Origin of the sequence: Streptomyces sp. NPDC102462, from assembly GCF_044765425.1 — a bacterium.
Taxonomy (GTDB): domain Bacteria; phylum Actinomycetota; class Actinomycetes; order Streptomycetales; family Streptomycetaceae; genus Streptomyces.
Genome location: NZ_JBIWKB010000010.1, coordinates 149,327 through 170,191 on the forward strand (window position 1 = coordinate 149,327; position 20,865 = coordinate 170,191).

The following is a 20,865-nucleotide window of genomic DNA, read 5'->3' on the forward strand; positions in this document are numbered from 1 at the left end:
GGGTGGACGTACGGACTTGGCGCAGGTGTTCCCCTGGCAGTATCGGCCTTGGGGCAGCGAAGGTCACGGCGGACGGCGAGACGGGTGCCGGTCGCTGGCCGCGGGGGCGAGGCGGGCGCCGGCGTCGGGGGTGCGCGGTGGGTTGTCGGGTGCGGGTGCGTTGTGGCTGGTCGCGCAGTTCCCCGCGTCCCTTTCGGGGCGGCTGTGTCGCCGTCGCGTGCAGTGGGGGTCGGGGGACGGGTTGGGGGTGCGTGGTGCGTTGTCGGGTGCGGGTGCGTTGTGGCTGGTCGCGCAGTTCCCCGCGCCCCTTTGGGGGCGGCTGTGTCGCCGTCGGTCCAGTGGGGGCTGGGGGGCGGCTCGGGGGTGCGCGGTGTGTTGCCGGGGCGCGGTCGGTGGGGCGCCGGAGCGAGGTGGGTGGCGGGCCGCAGGGGCGAGGCGGGGTGGCGGTCAGTGGGTCGCGGGCTTCGGCTGGAGCGCCGGACCGGCCTCGCCGCCCGCGGCCACGGCCCGGAACGCGGCCAGCGACTCGCGCAGCACCTGTGACAGCGCGCGCTCCTCGGCCGCCGCGGTCCAGCGCTCGAAGCCGACCTTGAAGACGGCCACCCCCGCCTCGGCGGTCAGGCTCGCGGCGGGCTCCGCGATGCCGCGCCGGCGCAGGGCGTCGGCGAGCGCGGCCGACAGCGACGCGAGCTTGATCAGCTCGCGCTCCATCAGTTCCGGGTTCGCCATGACCACGGCCTGGCGCCGCCGGGCATGGTCGCGGCGGTCGTGGAAGAGCGCGGACGCCGCCTCAAGCCCCGCCGCGACCGCGTCGATCGGCGCCGCGGACGGCGTGGCCCCGGCGACCGCGTCCACGAACAGCTCCTGCAGCGCGCCCGAGCCGTCGAACAGCACCTCGCGCTTGTCGGCGTAGTGCCGGAAGAAGGTCCGCTCGGTGAGACCGGCCCGCCCCGCGATCTCCGCCACCGTCGTCTGCTCGTAGCCCCGCTCGCTGTAGAGCGCCAAAGCCGCCTCTGCCAGGCGCCCGCGCGCGTTCGGCTCCCATCTGCCCATGGCCGGATCCTACGTGATGGCAGTGGCTGACATCGCGTGTTAGTGTCGATGACAGTCACTGACGTCAATTTTCTGAGGTCTCTCCCATGCGCATCTTCGTGACCGGAGCGTCCGGCTGGATCGGCTCCGCCCTCGTCCCCGACCTGATCGACGCGGGCCACCGGGTCGTCGGGCTCGCCCGCTCCGACGCCTCCGCCGCCGCTCTCACCGCCGCCGGGGCGGAAACGGTCCGCGGCACCCTGGACGACCTCGACGTCCTGGCCGGCGCCGCCGCCGCGTCGGACGGGGTGATCCATCTCGCCTTCAAGCACGACATCGCCTTCAGCGGTGACTTCGAGGGCGCCGCCGACGCCGACCGCCGCGCCGTGGACGTCCTCGGCGACGCCCTCGCGGGCACCGACCGCCCCTTCGTCCTCGCCTCCGGCCTCGCCGGCCTCAAGCCGGGGCAGGTGGCCACCGAGCGGGACGTGCCCACCGTCGACGGCTCGCCGGTGTCCCGGCGCGCGGCCACCGCCGCGGCGGTGCTCGGCCTCGCCTCACGGGGCGTGCGCTCCTGCGTGGTGCGGCTCTCCCCGACCTGCCACGGCGACGGGGACAACGGATTCATGGCGGCCCTGGTCGCCACCGCCCGCGCCAAGGGCGTCTCCGGCTACGTCGGCGACGGCGCCAACCGCTGGCCCGCCGTCCACCGCCTCGACGCCGCCCGGCTGTTCCGCCTGGCCGTCGAGCGGGCACCCGCGGGGACGGTGCTGCACGGCGTCGCGGAGGAGGGCGTCGCGATCCGTGACGTCGCCGAGGTGATCGGCCGCCACCTCGGTGTGCCCGTGACCTCCGTGGCCCCGAAGGCCGCGGCCGAGCACTTCGCCTGGCTGGGCGGCTTCGTCCAACTCGACGCCCCGGCGTCGAACACCCTGACCCGCGAGCTGCTGGACTGGCGGCCCACCGGTCCCGGGCTGCTCGAAGACCTCGACAAGGGCCACTACTTCCGCACCCCCGCCACCGCCTCCTGACCGCGGGGCCCGGCCGCACGCCCCGACGACTCGCCACCCGTGCCGCCCGGCGCCACCCGTGCCGCCCCGCCCGCCGTGCGGCCGGTTCCGTCCCCGCTCGCGCGGCCGGATCCGGCCTCCCGGCGGGCGCATCCGCTTCCCCGCCGTTTTCCTGACCCCCGCGTACCGCGCTAACGGCGGTACGCGTACGGTCGGGAAAACCGGGGGCGCAAGAAGGGGACGCGCCGGAAGGAGGTGGCTTCGTTGATCGACGAACTCGACCGGAACATCGTCCGGGCCCTCACCCGCGACGGACGCACGCCCTACACCACGCTCGCCCGTGAGCTGGGGGTCTCCGAGGCCACCGTGCGTCAGCGGGTGTCGCGGCTCCAGGACAGCGGCGCGCTGCGCATCGTCGCGCTGTGCAACCCGCTCACCCTGGGCCACCAGTCCGTCCGCCTGATGATCAGGGTGCGGGACCTGACCCCTCGCGCGGTCGCCAAGAGCCTCGCCGACATGCCGATGATCAACCACGTGGCGCTCTGCGCGGGCAGCCAGGACATCTTCCTGGAGGGCACCTGCCGGGACCAGGCCCAGCTGGTGCAGCTGCTCGACGAGATCAGGATGCTCCCCGGGGTGTCCCGGGTGCAGGTGCTGCTGCTCCTGGAGCTGTTCAAGGACTACTCCTGGAACGGGCTCAACAGCGCCGTCGGACAGGCCGTCGCCGGCGACTGAGCCGCGGGACAGGCCGTCGCCGGCGAGTGAACGGCCCGCCGGCGGCCGCCGCCCGGCTCACGGCGGCAGGATGCGCTGTTCGGGCGAGGCGGGCAGATCACGAAAGCCCGCCCACAGATAGCTGTCCTTCACCACTTCGAGCACGGTCAGCGCCTCCGCGTGCGCGACGCCGTTCACCCGCCGCACCCGCTCGGTCAGCAACTCGGACAGATGCGCCAGATCGCGGCAGCGGACATCCGTGATCAGATCGTAGGGGCCCACGCAGGACGCCACATAGCGCACCTCCGGCATCCGCGACAGCTCACGGGCGACCAGCGCCACCGGGATGTGCTGCACCCGCACCGCGAGATGGACCTCCACCTCGCCGAGCCGGACGGCGTCCGTCATGCCCACCACCTGAATCGCGCCGCGCCGCTGCAGCCGCTGGAAGCGCGCCCGCACCGAGGCCTCCGACAGACCTATCGAGCGGCCGATCTCCCCGAAGGACCGCCGGCCGTCGACGCGCAACTGGTCGATGATCTGCCGGTCCAGGTCGTCGATCACCGTGGTACCTCCACTCCCGTGCTTCCCGCCATCATCACCCCCCGTTGTTGCGCGGCGATTGCGAGATGCGCGGAATTCAGGCTGCGTTTCCACTGGATTCGATGCCGACGCCCCTGTTCAGGGCCGTACGGGCGGGCGGAAGCTGGTGCGCACACCACGGCCGGGTGATCACTTGGGCCGTGCGGGACCGCCCGTGAGGAGGCACAGCCCATGCAGGAACCCCCGTTCGCCGCGCGGCGTCCGCGGTGACCGTGACCGCGACGCCGCCGGCGCTCGCCACCGCGCCGCCGACCGCCCCGGCGTCCCGCAGCCGCCTGCGGTACCACGGGGCCACCCTCGCCCTTCTGGCGCCCGCCGGTATCACCGTCGTGGCACTGGTGCTCCTGCCGCTGGCCCTGGTGGTGCGCAACAGCTTCGCCGCGCCGGACGCCTACGGCGGCGTACAGGGCGGCTTCACCCTCGCCAACTACCGCGAGCTGATCGACCCGGTGTACCTGAAGGTCTTCGGCTACAGCCTCGGCATGGCGGCCCTGAACACCGCTGTGTGCCTGGTCCTCGGCTATGTGGTGGCCACCTATCTGGCCGGCCGTCCGGCGCGGCGGCAGGGCATCCTGCTCCTGCTGATCATCGTGCCGTTCTGGACGGACTTCCTGGTGCGCACCTTCGCCTGGATCAATCTGCTCAGCCCGGGCGGCCCGGTCAACACGCTCACCGACGCCGCCGGTCTCACCGACGGCCCGGCCCAGTGGATCCCCAGCCAGGGCGCCTCGTTCATCGGACTCGTCTACGCCTTCCTGCCCACCGCCGTCTTCCCCATCTACGCCACGCTGCGCGGCGTCGACCCGTCGCTGGGGGAGGCCGCCCGGGACCTGGGCTGCGGCTGGTGGCGGGTGCACACCAAGGTGCTGCTGCCCCTCGTACGGCCCGGTCTGCTCGCCGCGGCGCTGCTCACCTTCATCCCGACACTCGGTGTCTTCGTGATCCCGGTCCTGCTCGGCGGCGGCAAGGACCAGCTCGTCGGCAACCTGATCGTCACGCTCTACACCGAGTTCCGCAACCAGCCCATGGGGGCGGCGGCCTCCGTCGTGCTGCTCGCCCTGATGACCGTGTCGGTGGCGGTCCTCGGCACCGCCGCCCGCCGGCTGAGGAGGAAGGCGTCATGAAAAGCCGCGCCGCCCGCACCGGGCGCCTGCCCGACGCCGTGACCGGCTGGCTCGCCCGGGGCGTCATCGTCTTCCTGTACGTGCCGATCGTCGTCGTCGTGGTGCTCTCCTTCAACGACTCCGAACTCACCTACAAGTGGGGCGGGTTCAGCACCCGCTGGTACGGCGTGCTCGCGGGCGACACCGATCTGCTCGCCGCGCTGCGAGTCAGCGCCGAGGCCGGGGTGGTCTCGGCGACGCTCGCCACCCTCGGCGGACTGTTCGCCGCGATGGGCATGGCCCGGCTGGGCCCGCGCGGGCGGGCGCTGTTCTCCGGCAGCCTGTTCCTGCCGCTGGTGATCCCGGAGATCGTGCTCGGCGTCGCCCTGCTGTCCGTGTTCGGCACCCTGCGGGCGAGCCTCGGCATGACCTCGCTCGTCCTCGGCCATCTGGTGGTGACCCTGCCCTACGCGGCCCTGATCGTGATCGGCGCGCACCGCGCCCTTGACCCGTCCCTCGACGAGGCCGCCACCGACCTCGGCTGCGGCGCCTGGCAGCGGTTCCGCCTGATCACCCTGCCGCTGCTGAAACACGCACTGCTGGCCTCCTGGCTGCTGTGCTTCACGATCTCCTTCGGCAACATCGTGATGTCCACCTTCACCGGCGGCGTCGGCACCACGACCCTGCCGCTGCGGGTGTACTCCCTGCTCAAGACGGGCCTCACCCCGGAGATCAACGCGCTGGGCACCCTCCTGGTGCTGTTCACCTTCCTGATCATCCTCGGCGCCGGGCTGCGGCAGATGCGCCGCGTCCTCGTGGACGACCCCACCTGACGGCCGCCGCACCCCGCGTTCCTCCCGCGCACCCTGCTCCCGACCGCGCCGGCGCGGTCCCGCCCCTCCCGCGCCCGCCGCGCCCCACCGCCTCTGGCCCCGCCCGCACCTGCACCCGCACGCACATCCGCGCCCGTGCGTCCTCGCACACCCCGGCACGTTCCCGAAAGGCCTCGTCATGCCCCGTACCACCGTCCCCAGAACCCTTCTCGCCACCGGCGTGCTCACCGCCACCGCCGTGCTCGCCACCGGCTGCGGCGGCTCCGGCTCCGACGCCGTCTCGTCCTCCGGCGGCGGCAAGGAACTGCACGTCTACGCCTGGGCCGGGGAGATCCCCGACTCCGTGGTCAAGGGCTTCGAGAAGGAGACCGGCATCAAGGTCACGATCGACACCTTCGACAGCAACGAGACCATGACCGCCAAGCTCGGCTCCGGCTCCTCCGGTTACGACCTGGTCGAACCCAGCCAGTACACGGTGCAGCAGCTGATCGGACAGAACCTCATCCAGGAGCTGGACCACTCGAAGATCAAGGGCCTCGGCAACCTGGCGCCCAAGTTCCGCACCGCGTCCTACGACCCGGGCAACAAGTACAGCGTCCCGTGGATCTGGGGCACCACCGGCTTCGCCTACAACGACACCTGTATCAAGTCGGCGACCAGCTGGAAGACGCTCTTCGACGGCACGTACAAGGGCAAGTTGTACATGCTCGACAACATGCTCGCGGCCTACATCGCCGGCCTCCAGGTCACCGGACATCGGGCCACCAGCACCGACAAGGACGAGATCGCGCAGGCCACCGAGGCGCTGCAGAAGCAGAAGAAGATACTCGCCGGCTACAACTCCACCAACTACCCGCAGTTGCTGTCCACGGGCCAGGCGTGCGCGGCCGAGGCGTGGAGCGGCACCGCCATGGCCAAGGTCGTGGCCTCCGACCCCCATGTGCACTACGTCATCCCGGAGGAGGGCGGCTCCATCTGGACGGACGGCCTCGCCATCCCCAAGGGCGCGAAGAACCTGACGTCGGCGTACAAGTTCATCACCTACGCGCTGCGTCCCGAGGTCGCCGCGAAGGCCACCGACGACGGTTCCTCCGCCAGCGCCAACCAGGCCGCCCGCAAGCTGATCAAGGACAAGGCGGCCCTGGAGAACACCGCGATCTACGCGCCCGACGCGGCCATCGCCAAGGCGGACTTCCTGCTCGACCCGGGCACCGCCATGCAGTACTTCCAGCAGGGCTGGACCAAGGTCAAGGCGTCCTGACATGGCAGCGCCTCACCCTGTGTCCGCCGACCCCACGACCGCGGCCGTGAGTCTCTTCGGCGTCGGAAAGATCTTCGGCAGCACGCACGCCGTGCGCGACGTGACCCTCGACATCCACCGCAACGAGTTCTTCTCCATCCTCGGCCCGTCGGGCTGCGGGAAGACCACGCTGATGCGGATGATCACCGGCTTCGAGGAGCCCACCGAGGGCAGCATCGAACTCGGCGGCACCCCGGCGACCGGTCTCCCGGCACACAAACGCGACCTGAACATGCTCTTCCAGAGCTACGCCCTCTTCCCGCACCTCAGCGTCGCCGACAACGTTGCGTTCGAACTGAAGGTGCGCAAGCTGCGGCCGAGGGCGCAGATCGCCGCCGCGGTGGACGAGGCCCTGGCCCTGGTCCGGCTGACGGGCTTCGGCGACCGGGCCGTCGCCCAGCTCTCGGGCGGCCAGCGACAGCGCGTCGCCATCGCCCGCGCACTCATCGCCCGGCCCTCCCTGCTGCTGCTCGACGAGCCGCTCGGCGCCCTCGACAAGAAGCTGCGCGCCGAGATGCAACTGGAGCTGAAGAAGATCCAGCGCGAGGTCGGGGTCACCTTCGTGACCGTCACCCACGACCAGGAGGAGGCGCTGACCATGTCCGACCGGATCGCCGTCATGAACGGCGGCCGGGTGGTCCAGGTCGACACCCCCGAGGGCGTCTACGAGCGGCCCGCCACCCGCTTCGTCGCCTCCTTCATCGGCACCTCCAACTTCCTCACCGGCACCGCGGACGGCACCCGTCTCGCCGTGCCGGGGCTCGGCACACTGCCGGTGCCCCGCACGGACCGCACGGGCGAGGCACACCTCGCGGTGCGCCCCGAACACATCCGGGTCTGCGGCGAGGAGAGCGGGATCCCGGCCGGCCGCGCCGCGCTGCGGGGCACCCTGCGGCAGTCGGTCTACCTCGGCAGCGCCGTGCGCCACCACCTCACCCTCGACGACGGCAGCGCGTTCGTCGCCGAGACACATCCCACGGAAGCGGCCCATCCGGCGCCCGGCAGCCCGGTGTGGGCGCACTGGAACCCGGACGCCTCCCGGCTGCTCGCCGAATGACCGCCCCGCTCCCGGTCCCGCACGACCACCACCACAGCAAGGAGACACGACCGTGAAGGTCGCCGCCGCCCAGTACGCCCCCACCGCCGACATCGCGGGGAACCTCGCGGTCGTCGAGACCATGGCCGGTGAAGCCGTGGCCGCCGGCGCCGAACTCGTCGTCTTCCCCGAGGAGGCGATGATCCCCGCGGAGGCCGCCGACGGGCCACTGCATCTGACCGCCGAGGCCCATTGGCCCTTCTTCCTCGGCGAGTTGTCGCGGATCGCCGCCGCCCACGGCATCGCCGTGATCGCCGGCGGCTACGAACCGAGCGGCGACTCCCTGCCGTACAACACCATCGCCGCCGTCTCCGCGGACGGCGAACTCCTCGGCCGCTACCGCAAGATGCACCTCTACGACGCCTTCGACTACCGCGAGTCCCGTCAGGTGCAGCGCGGCGACGAGGGCCCCTGCGTGGTGCGGATCGGGGAGTTCAACGTCGGCCTGGTCAACTGCTACGACCTGCGCTTCCCCGAGTTCACCCGGACCCTCGTCGAGATGGGCGCCGACCTGCTGTCCGTGTCCGCGGCCTGGGTGCGCGGCCCGCTGAAGGAGGACCACTGGACGACGCTGCTGCGCACCCGTGCGATCGAGAACACCTGCTGGGTCGTGGCCGCCTCGCTCACCACCCCCGACTGCATCGGCATGAGCATGGCCATCGACCCGCTGGGGGTCGTGCGCGCCGCGCTCGGTGAGGAGGAACGCGCCCTGTGCGTGGTCGAGGCGGACAAGCACCGCATCGACCGGGCCCGCACCATCCTGCCCGTCCTGCGCAACCGCCGCATCATCATCGGACCGAGGTGACGACCATGCCCCTGGACATCCGCGATCTCGCGCAGATACCGCCCCTGGACGCCGAGTTGGCGGCCCGCCTCGCCGACGTCGACTTCCCCACCCTCGGCCACTACCTGGAGGAGGGCTTCTGCGATCCGGCGCTGCGCCGCCTCGCCGGCCGCGGCAGGCTCGTCGGCCGTGCCGTCACCGTACGGATCACCGCCACCGACTCCACCCTGCTGCACCATGCCGCGTCCCTCGTCGGACCGGGCGACATCGTGGTCGTGGACTGCGGCGGCGACCGCCGCCACGCCCCGCTCGGCGAGGTCGTGGCGCACGCCCTGGCGGCCCGCGGCGCGGCCGGCGCCGTCGTGGACGGCGTCTGCACCGACATCGGCGCCCTGCGCGAGATCGGCCTGCCCGTCCACGCGTACGGCACCTCGCTGCTCACCACCAAGCTGCACGGCATCGCAGACGGAGCCCTGAACGCGCCCGTCAGCTGCGGCGGCGTACCGGTGCGGGCCGGCGACCTGGTCCTCGGCGACGACAACGGTCTGCTCGTCGCGCCGGCCGCCCGGCTCGCCGCCGTCGTCGACGAGGCGCTGGCCGACGACGCCGAGGAGCCGGACCTCATCGCCGCGCTGCACCGGGGAGAGCGGCTGGGAGACCTCACCGGGGCCACCCGCACCGTCGAGAACCTGCTGCACCCCGCCTCCACCCCGGCGTGACCACGGCCCCTTTCGGCCACCCACCCCTTCGCAAGGAAGCACCCATGTTCCTCAAGGCAGCCATCAACGGCGGGCGTACCCGTACCGAGCACCCCGCCGTGCCGCTGACCCCCGAGGAGATCGCCGCGGACACCGCCGCGGTGCTCTCCTCCGGCGCCGATGTCGTCCACTTCCACGTCCGCACCGCGGACGGCGGCCAGACGATCGAGCCCGACGCCCTCGCCGACGTCCTGCGCGCCATCCGCTCCGCGGCGCCCGCCGCGGTCGTCGGCACCACCACAGGCCTGTGGACCTGCTCCGGACCCCAGGAGCGGTACGACCTGGTCAAGGCGTGGGAGGTACTGCCGGACTTCGCCTCGGTGGCCTTCAGCGAGGAGGGCGCGGCGGAGACCGCCGCGCTCGTCACCGCCCGGGGCATGACCCTGGAGAGCGCCGTGTGGAGCACGGACGACGTGCCCGCGCTGCTCGCCTCGCCGACGCTGGCGGACAACACGCGCATCCTGATCGAGCCGATGGACGAGGACCCGGACACGGCGGTCGCCCACGCGCGCGAGATGGCCGCCCGCATCCGCGCCGCCGGGGTCGGCTGCCCGCTGCTCTACCACGGCGAGGCGGCCACCACCTGGCCCGTGCTGCGCGCCGCCGTCCACGACGGGCACCAGATCCGCATCGGCTTCGAGGACGGCGTCCACCTCCCGGACGCCACCCCGGCCGGGCGCAACGCCGACCTGGTCAGGGCCGCCCGCGCCCTCGCCGCGCACTGACACCGGCCGCCCCGGTCCGGCCCGGGCGGCGGGGCGCCCGGTCGGCTAGGCTCCGCGGCATGCGGATCTCCGTCTCCTCGGACATGGACGAACCCGTCGCCCGGCTCGTTGTCGCGGAGCTGCGCCGGCGCGGGCACGAGGTGCGCGCGCACGGCGCGCTTCGGCCCGGGGCCGACCCGCAGTGGGCGGTCTGCTCCGAGGCGGCGGCCCGGGACGTCGCCGCCGGCACGGCGGACCAGGCCGTCGTGTGCTGCTGGACCGGAACCGGCGCCTCGATCGCCGCGAACAAGGTGCCGGGCGTACGGGCGGCGCTGTGCACGGACGCCTACACCGCCGAGGGCGCCCGCCGCTGGAACGACGCCAACGTCCTGGCCCTCGGTCTGCGCCTGACCTCCGAGCCGGTCCTCAAGGAGATCCTCGACGCCTGGTTCGCGACCACCCCCAGCGAGGCCCCCGAGGACCGCACCAACATGACCCACCTCACCCACCTGGACACCCCCCACCCAAACCCATGACCCGGAGCCACACTGGCGCCCCAAAGGGGCGCGGGGAACTGCGCGCCCGGCCACCACCCACCCGCACCCGGCCACGGACGCGCCCACGACGGCGGGCCCCGGACCCAAGCGGGATGGCATAGGGCTGCACTGGCGCCCCATAGGGGCGCGGGGAACTGCGCGCCCGGCCACAACCCACCCGCACCCGGCCACGGACGCGCCCACGACGGCGGGCCCCGGACCCAAGCGGGATGGCACAGGGCTGCACTGGCGCCCCAAAGGGGCGCGGGGAACTGCGCGCTCAACCACAACCCACCCGCACCCGGCCACCGACGCGCCGCACCACGACGAGCCCCCGACCCGCCAAAAAACTCACCGCGCCGACCCCGAAGAACGCCGCCAAAACGCCGTAGGTGTCAGTGGGCCCCCAACCCACCCCCACCGAACGAGCCGCTTGACCCCTTGCTCCACCGCGGCCGGTCCTTCGACTCGCTGGGCCGGGTCTGCTGATTGCCCAACTCGTACGGGGTGAGCGGACGCCCGCCCTCCGGAGTCTTCGGCACCTCTTCGGACTCCCGGTTCTGCCGGACCTCGTGCACCGCACCGCCCGGAGGCAGATGCGGCTGCTCTTCGGGGCGCGGCCGGGGCGATTCGCGGTACTTGACACGGGAGCCCAGCCAGAAGCCCCCGGCGAGCAGCGCGAGGACGGCCACAGCCACCACGAAGAGCCCGAGACTCAGCAGGCCGCTCGGCGCGGCCATCTGCATCGATACGGTACTCATAGCAAGGGAATACCCCTGTCATAACGGGGTGAACCGGACGCTTTCCGTCGCTCGTCGCCTACGCCCGGTGACACTGCCCCCCAACGGTTTGCACCGGGCCGGGCCGCCGCCGCGCAACCCGCACCGGCCCGGGTTTGACCCGCCCCGACCGGGCTACCCGGCGCGTGTGACACCGACGACTTCCGAGCAGGAGCTGTACCGCTTCCTGGAGGACCGCTTCGCCTGTGCGCAGGCGTGCACCGAGTGCGCCCGGGCCTGCGCGGTGCGCGCGAGCCTTCTGGACCCGGACGGGACCGACGAGCCGGAGCGGGTGCGGCGGCAGGGCATCCTGTGCGCGGAGGTGTGCGACACCACCTGCCGCATGCTGTCCGAACAGAACTGCCAGGACCAGACGGGGCTGCGGATCCAGCTGGAGTGGTGCCGCGCGGTCTGCCTCGACAGCGCCGTGGCCTTCGAGGGGCGGTCCGGCGCGCGGGCGGCGGCGGAGGCGTGCCGGGCGTGCGCCCGGGCCTGCGCCGACTTCGTGGCGGCACTCGGCTGACTTCCGCGACCGCCCGCCCGAGATCGCCCCGCCGCCCCGGCCGTGCTCTCGGCATGCCCGGAGCGCGCGTCTTCCCACGGCCTCCCGGCGAGGCGCACGACCCTCCCCGCTCTTGTGCGCCCGCCGGGCTCCCCATGACTTCTCCGAGGGCCGCCATTCCCAATTTCTGTAACACGTTCTACGGTGTGCGCCGTCAGGACCGGCCGACGGGAACCTGGAGGCGCCGTGCACCTCGACCACACGCCCGAGCAGCAGCGGCTGCGCACCGAACTGCGCGCCTACTTCGCCGGCCTGGTGCCGGACAACGCGTACGCCCGCTACGCCGACCCGGCCGCGCAGAAGCGGTTCTACCGTGACACGATCAGGCGGCTCGGCGCGGACGGCTGGCTCGGCGTGGGCTGGCCCGAGGAGTACGGCGGGCGCGGGCTGACGGCGATGGAGCAGTTCATCTTCTTCGACGAGGCCGCGCAGGCCGGCGTACCGCTGCCCCTCATGGCGCTGAACACGGTCGGCCCGACCCTGATGCGGTTCGGCAGCGACGAACAGAAGGCGTACTTCCTGCCGCGGATCCTCTCCGGCGAGATCGACTTCGCCATCGGCTACAGCGAGCCGGACGCCGGCACGGACCTCGCGTCCCTGAAGACCCGCGCCGTGCGCGACGGCGACGAGTACGTCGTCAACGGGCAGAAGATCTGGACCACCAACGGCGACACCGCGGACTGGGTGTGGCTGGCCGTGCGCACCGATCCGGGTGCGCCGCCGCACAAGGGCATCACCATGCTCCTGGTGCCGACCTCCGATCCCGGCTACTCCTGCACCGTCATCACCACCCTCGCCTCGCACGACACCACGGCCAGTTACTACGAGGACGTCCGCGTCCCCGTCTCCCGCCGGGTCGGCGCCGAGAACCAGGGCTGGCGGCTGATCACCAACCAGCTCAACCACGAACGCGTCACCCTCGCCGCGCACGGCACGATGGCGATCCGCGCCCTGCACGACGTCCAGCGCTGGGCCAGAGGGACCAAGCTCGCCGACGGCCGCCGCGTGATCGACCTCTCCTGGGTGCGCAACCGGCTGGCCAGGACCCACACCAGACTGGACGCGATGAAGCTGCTCAACTGGCGGATGGTGAACGCCGTCGAGGACGGCAGCCTCACCCCGCAGGACGCCTCCGCGGTCAAGGTGTACGGATCCGAGGCCCGCCGCGACGCCTACGCCTGGCTCATGGAGGTCGTCTCAGCGGCGGGCCCCCTGAAGGAGGGCTCGGCCGGCGCGGTCCTGCACGGTGAGCTGGAACGCGGCTACCGCTCGGCGGTGATCTTCACCTTCGGCGGCGGCAACAACGAGATCCAGCGCGAGATCATCTCGTGGATCGGCCTGGGGATGCCACGGGTGCGGCGCTGAGGATCGTTTCAAGTAGGCTCACGGACACGTCAGTTGTGGCCTGGGCGTGGTTCGGCACGCAAAGGGTCCGCGCTGCGCCCGACACAGAAGGAGGTGCCGATGGCCACCTGCCGCGGCATGGACGTGTCCGCCTACCAGGGCACCCAGAACTGGGCCGCCCACAAGGGCGACGGCGTCGTGTTCGCCTTCGCCAAGGCCAGTGAGGGCCGGCGCTCCCGGGACGCGAAGTTCGACAGCCACATCACCGGGATCATCAAGGCCGGACTGGTGCCCGGCGCCTACCACTTCGCCTGGCCCAACCAGGACGTCGACGAGGAGGCCGCGAACTACATCGGCGCGGTCCGGGCCCATGCGAAGAAGGGGTTCACCCACTGGCTCGACCTCGAACGCTACGCGGACGGCCGCAACTACAGCGGCCGCAGCGCCGCCCAGATCAAGTCCTGGGCCGCCGCCTGGATCGCCGCCGTACGGGCCGCGTTCCCCGGGCAGCGCGTCGGTGTCTACACCAGCGGCGACGACCTCGCCGCCGGCCGTGTGCCCGACGGCGTCCCCCTCTGGTACCCGGCCTACCCCTGGGGCGCCGCCTCGTACAGCAGGGCGGAGGCCGCGGCCCGGCCCCGGCCCAGCGGACGGGCCCCGCTCATCTGGCAGTTCACCAGCCTGCCCGTCGACCGATCCATCGCCTATCTGTCCGAGGCGGGCCTGCGCGCCTGGGCCGCGGGCGACACCTCCGAGGAGGACGAGATGCCCCAGTACGTGAACCTCGGGCTCGCAAAGCCCTACAAGCTGAGCCCTGGCGCCTGGGACTCGATCGAGTTCACCAAGGAGTGGTCGGACGAGACCGGCGACCACGCCACCGACGGCAGCGTCTGGGCGCGCGGCCCGGCCCGCTTCACCGGCAGCGTCAGCCTGTACCTCACCGGGCTGCCGGCCGGCGCGGTCGTCCAGGCCCGCATGTCCGAGTACCAGGGCGACAAGCACGAGGCCGACCACCCCATCCACGAGATCATCGGCACCGCCGGCGGCACCTTCGCCGTGATCCCGTTGACGAAGCGGCTCGCGAAGGGCCGCGGCATGCGCGTCCGGCTGCTCAACCAGTCCGGCTCCCCGGTCACCGTCAGCAGCGCCGTACTGACCCTGCTCGTGTGGAAGGAGAGCTGACCCGCGCCGCCGGCCCGGCACGAAACGCACCGGGCCGGGCCGCCGCCGCGGCACCGGTCGGCATCTGACACCGGCGCGCGGGCACCCGAAACCCCGGCTCGTGGCGCGCCACGCGGGTGAGGCGGGCCGGGCGGGTCGACGCGGCCGACCCGGGACACCGCACCGTCAGCCGTCGCGTCCCGGCACGCCTCTGGCCGACGTAGATCATCACGTGTTACGAAGAACCATGCCTGCACACGAGGGATCCCGCGCGTACGACGCCGTCATCGTCGGCGGCGGCCACAACGGGCTGGTCGCGGCCGCCTATCTGGCCAGGGCCGGACGGTCCGTGCTGGTCCTGGAACGGCTCGGCCGCACCGGGGGCGCGGCCGTGTCGACCCGCCCGTTCACCGGTGTCGACGCCCGGCTGTCCCGCTACTCCTACCTGGTCAGCCTGCTGCCCCGGAAGATCGTGCGGGACCTGGGCCTCACCTTCCGCGTCCGCGGCCGCACCATCTCCTCCTACACCCCGGCGGTGCGCGCCGGGCGCCCCACCGGGCTGCTGGTCGGCGGCGGCGAGCGGCGCACCCGGGAGTCCTTCGCCCGGCTGACCGGCGGCGCGCACGAGTACGCGGCCTGGCAGCGGTTCTACGGCATGACCGGCAAGGTCGCCCAGCGGGTCTTCCCGACCCTGACCGAACCGCTGCCCACCCGCGACGAGCTGCGCCGCCGCATCGACGACGAGGACGCCTGGCGCGCCCTGTTCGAGGAGCCCATCGGGACCGCGATCGAGCGGGAGTTCGAGGACGACCTGGTCCGGGGCGTCGTCCTCACCGACGCCCTCATCGGCACCTTCGCCGACGCCCACGACCCCGCCCTGCCGCAGAACCGCTGCTTCCTCTACCACGTCATCGGGGGCGGCACCGGCGCCTGGGACGTGCCCGTCGGCGGCATGGGCGCCCTCACCGACGCGCTGGCCGCCGCAGCGCGCACGGCGGGCGCCACCCTCGCGACCGGGCACGAGGCCGTCCGCGTCGACACCGACGGACACCGCGCCGAGGTCGCCTACCGTACGGCCGACGGCGAGGGCGTCGTCGCCGCCCGGCACGTCCTCGTGGGCGCATCGCCGCAGGAACTCGCCGCCCTCACCGGCGAGGCGCCGCCCGCCCCCGCCGAGGGCGCCCAGCTGAAGGTCAACATGCTGCTCAAGCGGCTGCCCGCGCTGCGCGACCCCACCGTCGACCCCCGGCAGGCGTTCGCCGGCACGTTCCACATCGCGGAGGGCTACGGGCAACTGGCCGCTGCCCACGCCGAGGCCGCCTCGGGCCGGCTGCCCGCCGCACCGCCCAGCGAGATCTACTGCCACACCCTGACCGACCCCTCGATCCTCGGCCCCGACCTGGCCGCCCGCGGCTACCAGACCCTCACCCTGTTCGGCCTGCACACCCCCGCCCGGCTGTTCGCCGGCGACAACGACGCCGCACGCCGTCAACTGCTGAAGGCGACGCTCGCGCAGCTCGACGCCCACCTCGCCGAGCCCCTGGTCGACTGCCTGGCGACCGACGCCGACGGCCGCCCGTGCATCGAGGTGAAGACCCCGCTCGACCTGGAGCGCGACCTGCGCCTGCCCGGCGGCAACATCTTCCATCGCGCGCTGGCCTGGCCCTACGCCCAGGAGGGCACCGGCCGCTGGGGCGTGGAGACCCGGCACGCCAACGTCCTGCTGTGCGGGGCGGGAGCGGTGCGCGGCGGCGGGGTGAGCGGAGTGCCGGGACACAACGCGGCGATGGCGGTGCTGGAGCGGGGCTGAAAAGACGGGGGAGCCAGAGGAGACGGGCGGGCACGGCGGTGCGGGCCGGGCCACGAGGCCCGGCCCGCACCGTCAGTCGGCCGACGGCCGCCAGCCCGCCGCCGTGACGCGGGCCGCGTCCGCCGGGCGCGCGCCGTCGAAGACCACGGCATCGCCGGCCTCCACGCGCAGCGCGTCGACGTAGGCGCCGCGGCCCACATAGAGCCGGTCCGTGCTGTACCGCCAGCGCAGCACGAGCCGCCGGTCGGCCGGGAGGTCCGCGGTCAGCCGGTGCCAGACGCGGCCCGACCAGCCGGTGGCCGTGCCGTCCGGGTGTTCCCGGGACTCCTCGCCGGGTCGGGCCGTGGTGAACGGCACCGGACGCCAGGAGCCGCCGCCGTCCGCGGAGGCTTCCAGGACCAGCGTGTCCGAGCGGGGCTCGGTGTCCCACCACAGGGCACAGCGCAGCCGCGCCCCGCCGGCACGGGTGTCGAGCGGGGGCAGGGTGAGCGTGGCGGTCGTGGCGTTCGCCAGGCCCGAGAACCAGGCCGTGCGGCCCTCGGCGGGACGGACCGGAACGGCCCGCGCCAGATGCGTGCCGGCGGCGACCCGGGGAGCGGAACCGGACCGCCAGGTGCGCACGGGATGCACCGAGTTGCCGAGCACCACGAGGAAGGAGTCGGTGGTCGGGTCGAGCACCAGGGAGGTGCCGGTGAAGCCGGTGTGCCCGGCGGTGCGCGGAGTGGCCATCGCACCCATGTACCAGTGCTGGTACAGCTCGAAGCCGAGGCCGTGCTCGTCGCCCGGGAAGCCGGTGTTGAAGTCGGTGAACATCAGCTCCACGGACTGCGGCCGCAGGATGCGGGTGCGCCCGTAGACGCCGCCGTTCAACAGCGTACGGGCGAGCACCGCCAGGTCCCAGGCGCAGGAGAACACCCCGGCGTGGCCCGCGACACCGCCCAGGCTGTAGGCGTTCTCGTCGTGCACCTCGCCCCAAACGAGCCCCCGGTCCAGGCCGGACCACGGCCTGCGCGCGTCCTCCGTCGCCGCGATCCGCGGCCTCCAGGAGGCGGGCGGGTTGTAGCGGGTGCGGCGCAGGCCGAGCGGGGCGGTGATCCCGTCGCGCAGCAGGACGTCCAGCGGGCGGCCGGTGACCCGTTCGAGGACGAGCTGGAGGGAGATCAGGTTCAGGTCCGAGTAGAGGTAGGCGGTGCCCGGCGGGCTGACCGGCGCCTCGTTCCAGATGAGCCGGAGCTTGTCCTCGTACGCGGGGGCGTCGTACAGCGGGATCCAGGCGCGGAACCCCGAGGTGTGCGTGAGGAGATGACGTATCGTCACCTCCTGTTTGCCGGCGGCGCCGAACTCCGGGAGGTACGAGGCGACGGGCCGCTCCAGCTCGATGGTGCCCCGCTCCAGTTGCTGGACGGCGAGCAGCGAGGTGAAGAGCTTGGAGACGGAGGCCAGGTCGAAGACCGTGTCCTTGGCCATCGGGATCTGCCGGCCGGCCGGGAACTCCACGCCGGTGTCGGTCTTCTCGTCGTAGGCCGCGTAGCGCACGGCCGTCCCGATGGGCCGGTGCAGGGCCACGGTGCCGCCGCGCCCGGCGAGCAGGACGGCGCCCGCGTACCAGGGGTGCGCGGGGGAGGGGCCGAGGAAGGTCTCGGCGTCGGCGACGAGCAGGCGCAGATGCTCGGCGAGCAGGCCGGCGCGTTCGGCCGAGCCGTAGCGCAGGGTGGGGTGGCCGGCCGCCGGGGCGGCGGCGGCCGGACCCGCGGGCCAGGGGCCGAGCGTGAGCGCGCCGCCCAGCGTCAGGGCGCCGATGCCCAGTCGGCGCCGGGTCAGCCCGGCCGCCGTAGTGCCCGGCACGTCGTCGGTCATGTGGGGCTCCCGTCTGAAAGTAACTTTCGGGGTTTGCCGTGCGCGGTGAAACTTTCCTGTCAGACGTGGAGTGTGTCAACGGTGCGCGCACCCCGGCGCGGCCCCCGAAGAATCTGACGCTGTATCAGAAAAGGGCTTCCGTCGTTCCGAGGACTGCGGCATCCTGCGCCCATGCAGACGGAGCTGAGCAAGCAACTGGGAGTCGAGCACGCCGTCTTCGGCTTCACGCCGTTCCCCGCCGTCGCCGCGGCCATCAGCCGGGCCGGCGGATTCGGCGTGCTCGGCGCGGTCCGCTACACCGCACCCGACGACCTCAAACGCGACCTCGACTGGATCGAGGCGCACACCGACGGCCGGCCCTACGGCCTCGACGTCGTCATGCCCGCCAAGAAGGTCGAGGGCGTCACCGAGGCCGACGTCGAGGCGATGATCCCCGAGGGACACCGCCGTTTCGTCGCCGACACCCTCGCCAAGTACGGCGTGCCCGAACTCGCCGCGGGCGAGCCGTCCGGCTGGCGCATCACCGGCTGGATGGAACAGGTCGCCCGCAGCCAGCTCGACGTCGCCTTCGACTACCCGATCCGGCTCCTCGCCAACGCCCTCGGCTCCCCGCCCGCCGACGTCGTGGCCCGCGCCCACGACCGGGGCGTGCTCGTCGCCGCGCTCGCCGGCAGCGCCCGGCACGCCCGCAAACACCGCGACGCGGGCATCGACATCGTCGTGGCACAGGGCTACGAGGCGGGCGGCCACACCGGGGAGATCGCCTCCATGGTGCTGACCCCCGAAGTGGTGGACGCCGTCGACCCGCTGCCCGTGCTGGCGGCCGGCGGCATCGGCAGCGGCCAGCAGGTGGCGGCGGCACTGAGCCTGGGCGCCCAAGGAGTGTGGCTGGGCTCCATATGGCTGACCACCACAGAGGCGGAGCTGCAATCCCCCGCTCTCACCCGCAAGCTGCTCGCGGCCGGGTCCGGCGACACCGTCCGCTCGCGCGCCCTCACCGGGAAACCCGCGCGCCAGTTGCGCACCGAGTGGACCGACGCCTGGGACGACCCGGACGGGCCCGGCACCCTGCCCATGCCGCTGCAGGGACTGCTGGTCGCCGAGGCGGTCTCCCGCATCCAGAAGTACGAGGTCGAGCCGCTGCTCGGCACCCCCGTCGGTCAGATCGTCGGCCGGATGACCGAAAGGCGCGACGTCCGGGCCGTCCTCGACGACCTCACCCGCGGCTTCGAGCGGGCCGTCGACCGCATCAACCGCATCGCCGGAAGGAGCGGCCAGTCGTGACCACACCCCCCACCGGCTTCTGGGCCCAGGCCGCCCAGCAGCCCGACCGCACCGTCCTCGTCGCCCCCGACGGCGAGGACTGGCGGGCCGGACGGCTGCACGCCGCCGCCAACCGGCTCGTGCACGGCCTGCGCGCCGCGGGCCTGGAGCGCGGCGACGCCCTCGCCGTCGTGCTGCCCAACGGCGTCGAATTCCTCACCGCCTATCTGGCCGCCACCCAGGCCGGGTTCTACCTCGTGCCCGTCAACCACCACCTCGTCGGCCCCGAGATCGCCTGGATCGTCGCCGACTCGGGCGCCAAGGTGCTCATCGCGCACGAGCGGTTCGCCGGCCCCGCCCGCCGTGCCGCCGACGAGGCCGGCCTGCCGGCGACCCACCGGTACGCGGTCGGCACCGTCGAAGGCTTCAGGCCGTACGCCGAACTCCTCGACGGACACAGCGAGTCGCCGCCCGCCGAGCGCACCCTCGGCTGGGTGATGAACTACACCTCGGGCACCACGGGCCGGCCCCGCGGCATCCGGCGCCCGCTGGTCGGCAAGCCCCCCGAGGAGGCATACCTCGGCGGGTTCCTCGGCATCTTCGGCATCAAGCCGTTCGACGACAACGTCCACCTGGTCTGCTCGCCGCTCTACCACACGGCCGTGCTCCAGTTCGCCGGCGCCTCCCTGCACATAGGGCACCGGCTGGTGCTGATGGACAAGTGGACACCCGAGGAGATGCTGCACCTCATCGACACCCACCGCTGCACCCACACCCATATGGTCCCCACACAGTTCCACCGCCTCCTGGCGCTCCCCGAGCACATACGGCGGTCCTACGACGTCTCCTCCATGCGGCACGCCATCCACGGCGCCGCACCCTGCCCCGACCATGTGAAACGGGCCATGATCGACTGGTGGGGGCACGCCGTCGAGGAGTACTACGCGGCCAGCGAGGGCGGCGGCGCCTTCGCGACCGCCGAGGACTGGCTGAAGAAGCCCGGCACGGTCGGCCGGGCCTGGCCGATCAGCGAACTCGCGGTCTTCGACGACGACGGCAACCGGCTGCCGCCCGGCGAACTCGGCACCGTCTACATGAAGATGAACACCGGCGGCTTCGCTTACCACAAGGACGAGGCCAAGACCCGCAAGAACCGCATCGGCGACTTCTTCACCGTCGGCGACCTCGGCCACCTCGACGAGGACGGCTACCTCTTCCTGCGCGACCGCAAGATCGACCTGATCATCTCCGGCGGCGTCAACATCTACCCGGCCGAGATCGAGTCCGTGCTGCTCGCCCACCCCGCCGTCGCCGACGCCGCCGCCTTCGGCATCCCGCACGACGACTGGGGCGAGGAGGTCAAGGCCGTGGTGGAACCGGCCCCCGGGCACGAGCCGGGGCCGGAACTGGCCGTCGCCCTGCTCGCCCACTGCGCCGAACGGCTCGCCGGCTACAAACGGCCGAAGAGCGTCGACTTCGTCGCCGAACTGCCCCGCGACCCCAACGGCAAGCTGTACAAGCGGCGGCTGCGTGACCCCTACTGGCAGGGCCGGGGCCGCCCCGTGTGACCACACCGGGCCCGGCCGACGGGCCACGGATTCTTGACCTGCCCGCGC

Annotated in this window: 20 protein-coding genes; 16 read left to right on the forward strand and 4 right to left on the reverse strand. The window is 72.8% G+C overall.

Going from position 1 to position 20,865, the window contains the following annotated elements:
* Nucleotides 1-447 precede the first annotated feature (447 nt).
* A complete protein-coding gene (locus tag ACIRFL_RS12010) occupies nt 448-1,053 on the reverse strand; it encodes a TetR/AcrR family transcriptional regulator (RefSeq protein WP_404026863.1) in 606 nt (201 codons plus the stop codon).
* 86 nt (nt 1,054-1,139) lie between these two features.
* Here ACIRFL_RS12010 and ACIRFL_RS12015 point away from each other — a divergent pair, with 86 nt between their 5' ends.
* Complete coding sequence (locus tag ACIRFL_RS12015) at nt 1,140-2,063, forward strand: SDR family oxidoreductase (protein WP_404026865.1); 924 nt, start codon at nt 1,140-1,142, stop codon at nt 2,061-2,063.
* Nucleotides 2,064-2,306: 243 nt separating this feature from the next.
* Nucleotides 2,307-2,777: an Lrp/AsnC family transcriptional regulator gene (locus ACIRFL_RS12020; RefSeq protein WP_404026867.1), complete on the forward strand. Its 471-nt coding sequence runs from the start codon at nt 2,307-2,309 to the stop codon at nt 2,775-2,777.
* 57 nt (nt 2,778-2,834) lie between these two features.
* On the opposite strand, the gene ACIRFL_RS12025 is transcribed toward ACIRFL_RS12020, so the two are convergent.
* Nucleotides 2,835-3,320 (reverse strand): Lrp/AsnC family transcriptional regulator, encoded by a 486-nt coding sequence (locus tag ACIRFL_RS12025; protein ID WP_404026870.1) that lies wholly within the window; start codon nt 3,318-3,320, stop codon nt 2,835-2,837.
* Nucleotides 3,321-3,571: 251 nt separating this feature from the next.
* On the opposite strand from ACIRFL_RS12025, the gene ACIRFL_RS12030 reads away from it, so the two are divergent.
* The 8 genes from ACIRFL_RS12030 to ACIRFL_RS12065 all read left to right on the forward strand — a co-directional run bounded on the left by ACIRFL_RS12030 (nt 3,572) and on the right by ACIRFL_RS12065 (nt 10,473).
* A complete protein-coding gene (locus ACIRFL_RS12030; protein WP_404026872.1) occupies nt 3,572-4,483 on the forward strand; it encodes an ABC transporter permease in 912 nt (303 codons plus the stop codon).
* Complete coding sequence (locus tag ACIRFL_RS12035; RefSeq protein WP_404026874.1) at nt 4,480-5,295, forward strand: ABC transporter permease; 816 nt, start codon at nt 4,480-4,482, stop codon at nt 5,293-5,295. The genes ACIRFL_RS12030 and ACIRFL_RS12035 overlap by 4 nt, the downstream gene beginning before the upstream one ends.
* A 178-nt stretch (nt 5,296-5,473) precedes the next feature.
* On the forward strand, nt 5,474-6,556 hold the full coding sequence (locus tag ACIRFL_RS12040; RefSeq protein WP_404026876.1) for a PotD/PotF family extracellular solute-binding protein: 1,083 nt from the start codon (nt 5,474-5,476) through the stop codon (nt 6,554-6,556).
* A 1-nt stretch (nt 6,557) separates the two neighbouring features.
* The gene (locus ACIRFL_RS12045) at nt 6,558-7,652 is read left to right on the forward strand and encodes an ABC transporter ATP-binding protein (RefSeq protein WP_404026878.1); all 1,095 of its coding nucleotides are present in this window, start codon (nt 6,558-6,560) and stop codon (nt 7,650-7,652) included.
* Nucleotides 7,653-7,704: 52 nt separating this feature from the next.
* The gene (locus ACIRFL_RS12050) at nt 7,705-8,496 is read left to right on the forward strand and encodes a carbon-nitrogen hydrolase family protein (protein WP_404026880.1); all 792 of its coding nucleotides are present in this window, start codon (nt 7,705-7,707) and stop codon (nt 8,494-8,496) included.
* Nucleotides 8,497-8,501: 5 nt separating this feature from the next.
* Nucleotides 8,502-9,194: an RraA family protein gene (locus tag ACIRFL_RS12055; protein WP_404026882.1), complete on the forward strand. Its 693-nt coding sequence runs from the start codon at nt 8,502-8,504 to the stop codon at nt 9,192-9,194.
* Nucleotides 9,195-9,238: 44 nt separating this feature from the next.
* Nucleotides 9,239-9,958: a 3-keto-5-aminohexanoate cleavage protein gene (locus ACIRFL_RS12060; protein ID WP_404026883.1), complete on the forward strand. Its 720-nt coding sequence runs from the start codon at nt 9,239-9,241 to the stop codon at nt 9,956-9,958.
* Between the two features lie 59 nt (nt 9,959-10,017).
* A complete protein-coding gene (locus ACIRFL_RS12065; protein ID WP_404026886.1) occupies nt 10,018-10,473 on the forward strand; it encodes an RpiB/LacA/LacB family sugar-phosphate isomerase in 456 nt (151 codons plus the stop codon).
* Nucleotides 10,474-10,868: 395 nt separating this feature from the next.
* On the opposite strand, the gene ACIRFL_RS12070 is transcribed toward ACIRFL_RS12065, so the two are convergent.
* Nucleotides 10,869-11,234: a DUF6479 family protein gene (locus ACIRFL_RS12070; RefSeq protein ID WP_404026889.1), complete on the reverse strand. Its 366-nt coding sequence runs from the start codon at nt 11,232-11,234 to the stop codon at nt 10,869-10,871.
* Nucleotides 11,235-11,400: 166 nt separating this feature from the next.
* On the opposite strand from ACIRFL_RS12070, the gene ACIRFL_RS12075 reads away from it, so the two are divergent.
* The 4 genes from ACIRFL_RS12075 (at nt 11,401) to ACIRFL_RS12090 (ending at nt 16,129) form a co-directional block, all read left to right on the forward strand.
* Nucleotides 11,401-11,775 carry a ferredoxin gene (locus ACIRFL_RS12075; protein WP_404026892.1) on the forward strand — a complete coding sequence of 125 codons (375 nt, stop codon included), beginning with the start codon at nt 11,401-11,403 and terminating at the stop codon, nt 11,773-11,775.
* Nucleotides 11,776-12,000: 225 nt separating this feature from the next.
* Entirely contained in the window at nt 12,001-13,179 is a 1,179-nt protein-coding gene (locus ACIRFL_RS12080; RefSeq protein WP_404026893.1) for an acyl-CoA dehydrogenase family protein, read from the forward strand.
* 99 nt (nt 13,180-13,278) lie between these two features.
* The gene (locus ACIRFL_RS12085) at nt 13,279-14,340 is read left to right on the forward strand and encodes a glycoside hydrolase family 25 protein (protein WP_404026896.1); all 1,062 of its coding nucleotides are present in this window, start codon (nt 13,279-13,281) and stop codon (nt 14,338-14,340) included.
* Nucleotides 14,341-14,566: 226 nt separating this feature from the next.
* Nucleotides 14,567-16,129, forward strand: a complete 1,563-nt coding sequence (locus tag ACIRFL_RS12090; protein ID WP_404026898.1) for a phytoene desaturase family protein — start codon at nt 14,567-14,569, stop codon at nt 16,127-16,129.
* A 72-nt stretch (nt 16,130-16,201) separates the two neighbouring features.
* On the opposite strand, the gene ACIRFL_RS12095 is transcribed toward ACIRFL_RS12090, so the two are convergent.
* Nucleotides 16,202-17,986, reverse strand: coding sequence for a serine hydrolase (locus ACIRFL_RS12095; RefSeq protein WP_404026900.1), 1,785 nt, complete (start codon nt 17,984-17,986; stop codon nt 16,202-16,204).
* 171 nt (nt 17,987-18,157) lie between these two features.
* Between ACIRFL_RS12095 and ACIRFL_RS12100 the strand changes: the two genes are divergently transcribed.
* Together ACIRFL_RS12100 and ACIRFL_RS12105 are read left to right on the forward strand one after the other, a co-directional pair.
* The gene (locus tag ACIRFL_RS12100; RefSeq protein WP_404026902.1) at nt 18,158-19,270 is read left to right on the forward strand and encodes a nitronate monooxygenase; all 1,113 of its coding nucleotides are present in this window, start codon (nt 18,158-18,160) and stop codon (nt 19,268-19,270) included.
* The gene (locus ACIRFL_RS12105) at nt 19,267-20,817 is read left to right on the forward strand and encodes an acyl-CoA synthetase (protein WP_404026904.1); all 1,551 of its coding nucleotides are present in this window, start codon (nt 19,267-19,269) and stop codon (nt 20,815-20,817) included. The genes ACIRFL_RS12100 and ACIRFL_RS12105 overlap by 4 nt, the downstream gene beginning before the upstream one ends.
* Nucleotides 20,818-20,865: the final 48 nt, after the last annotated feature.

Coding starts and splice junctions, on each gene's coding strand:
- ACIRFL_RS12065 (WP_404026886.1), top strand. CDS start 10,018: ATGCGGATCTCCGTCTCCTCGGACATGGACGAACCCGTCGCCCGGCTC.
- ACIRFL_RS12055 (WP_404026882.1), top strand. CDS start 8,502: ATGCCCCTGGACATCCGCGATCTCGCGCAGATACCGCCCCTGGACGCC.
- ACIRFL_RS12010 (WP_404026863.1), bottom strand. CDS start 1,053: ATGGGCAGATGGGAGCCGAACGCGCGCGGGCGCCTGGCAGAGGCGGCT.
- ACIRFL_RS12060 (WP_404026883.1), top strand. CDS start 9,239: ATGTTCCTCAAGGCAGCCATCAACGGCGGGCGTACCCGTACCGAGCAC.
- ACIRFL_RS12040 (WP_404026876.1), top strand. CDS start 5,474: ATGCCCCGTACCACCGTCCCCAGAACCCTTCTCGCCACCGGCGTGCTC.
- ACIRFL_RS12045 (WP_404026878.1), top strand. CDS start 6,558: ATGGCAGCGCCTCACCCTGTGTCCGCCGACCCCACGACCGCGGCCGTG.
- ACIRFL_RS12095 (WP_404026900.1), bottom strand. CDS start 17,986: ATGACCGACGACGTGCCGGGCACTACGGCGGCCGGGCTGACCCGGCGC.
- ACIRFL_RS12100 (WP_404026902.1), top strand. CDS start 18,158: ATGCAGACGGAGCTGAGCAAGCAACTGGGAGTCGAGCACGCCGTCTTC.
- ACIRFL_RS12090 (WP_404026898.1), top strand. CDS start 14,567: ATGCCTGCACACGAGGGATCCCGCGCGTACGACGCCGTCATCGTCGGC.
- ACIRFL_RS12070 (WP_404026889.1), bottom strand. CDS start 11,234: ATGAGTACCGTATCGATGCAGATGGCCGCGCCGAGCGGCCTGCTGAGT.
- ACIRFL_RS12085 (WP_404026896.1), top strand. CDS start 13,279: ATGGCCACCTGCCGCGGCATGGACGTGTCCGCCTACCAGGGCACCCAG.
- ACIRFL_RS12035 (WP_404026874.1), top strand. CDS start 4,480: ATGAAAAGCCGCGCCGCCCGCACCGGGCGCCTGCCCGACGCCGTGACC.
- ACIRFL_RS12015 (WP_404026865.1), top strand. CDS start 1,140: ATGCGCATCTTCGTGACCGGAGCGTCCGGCTGGATCGGCTCCGCCCTC.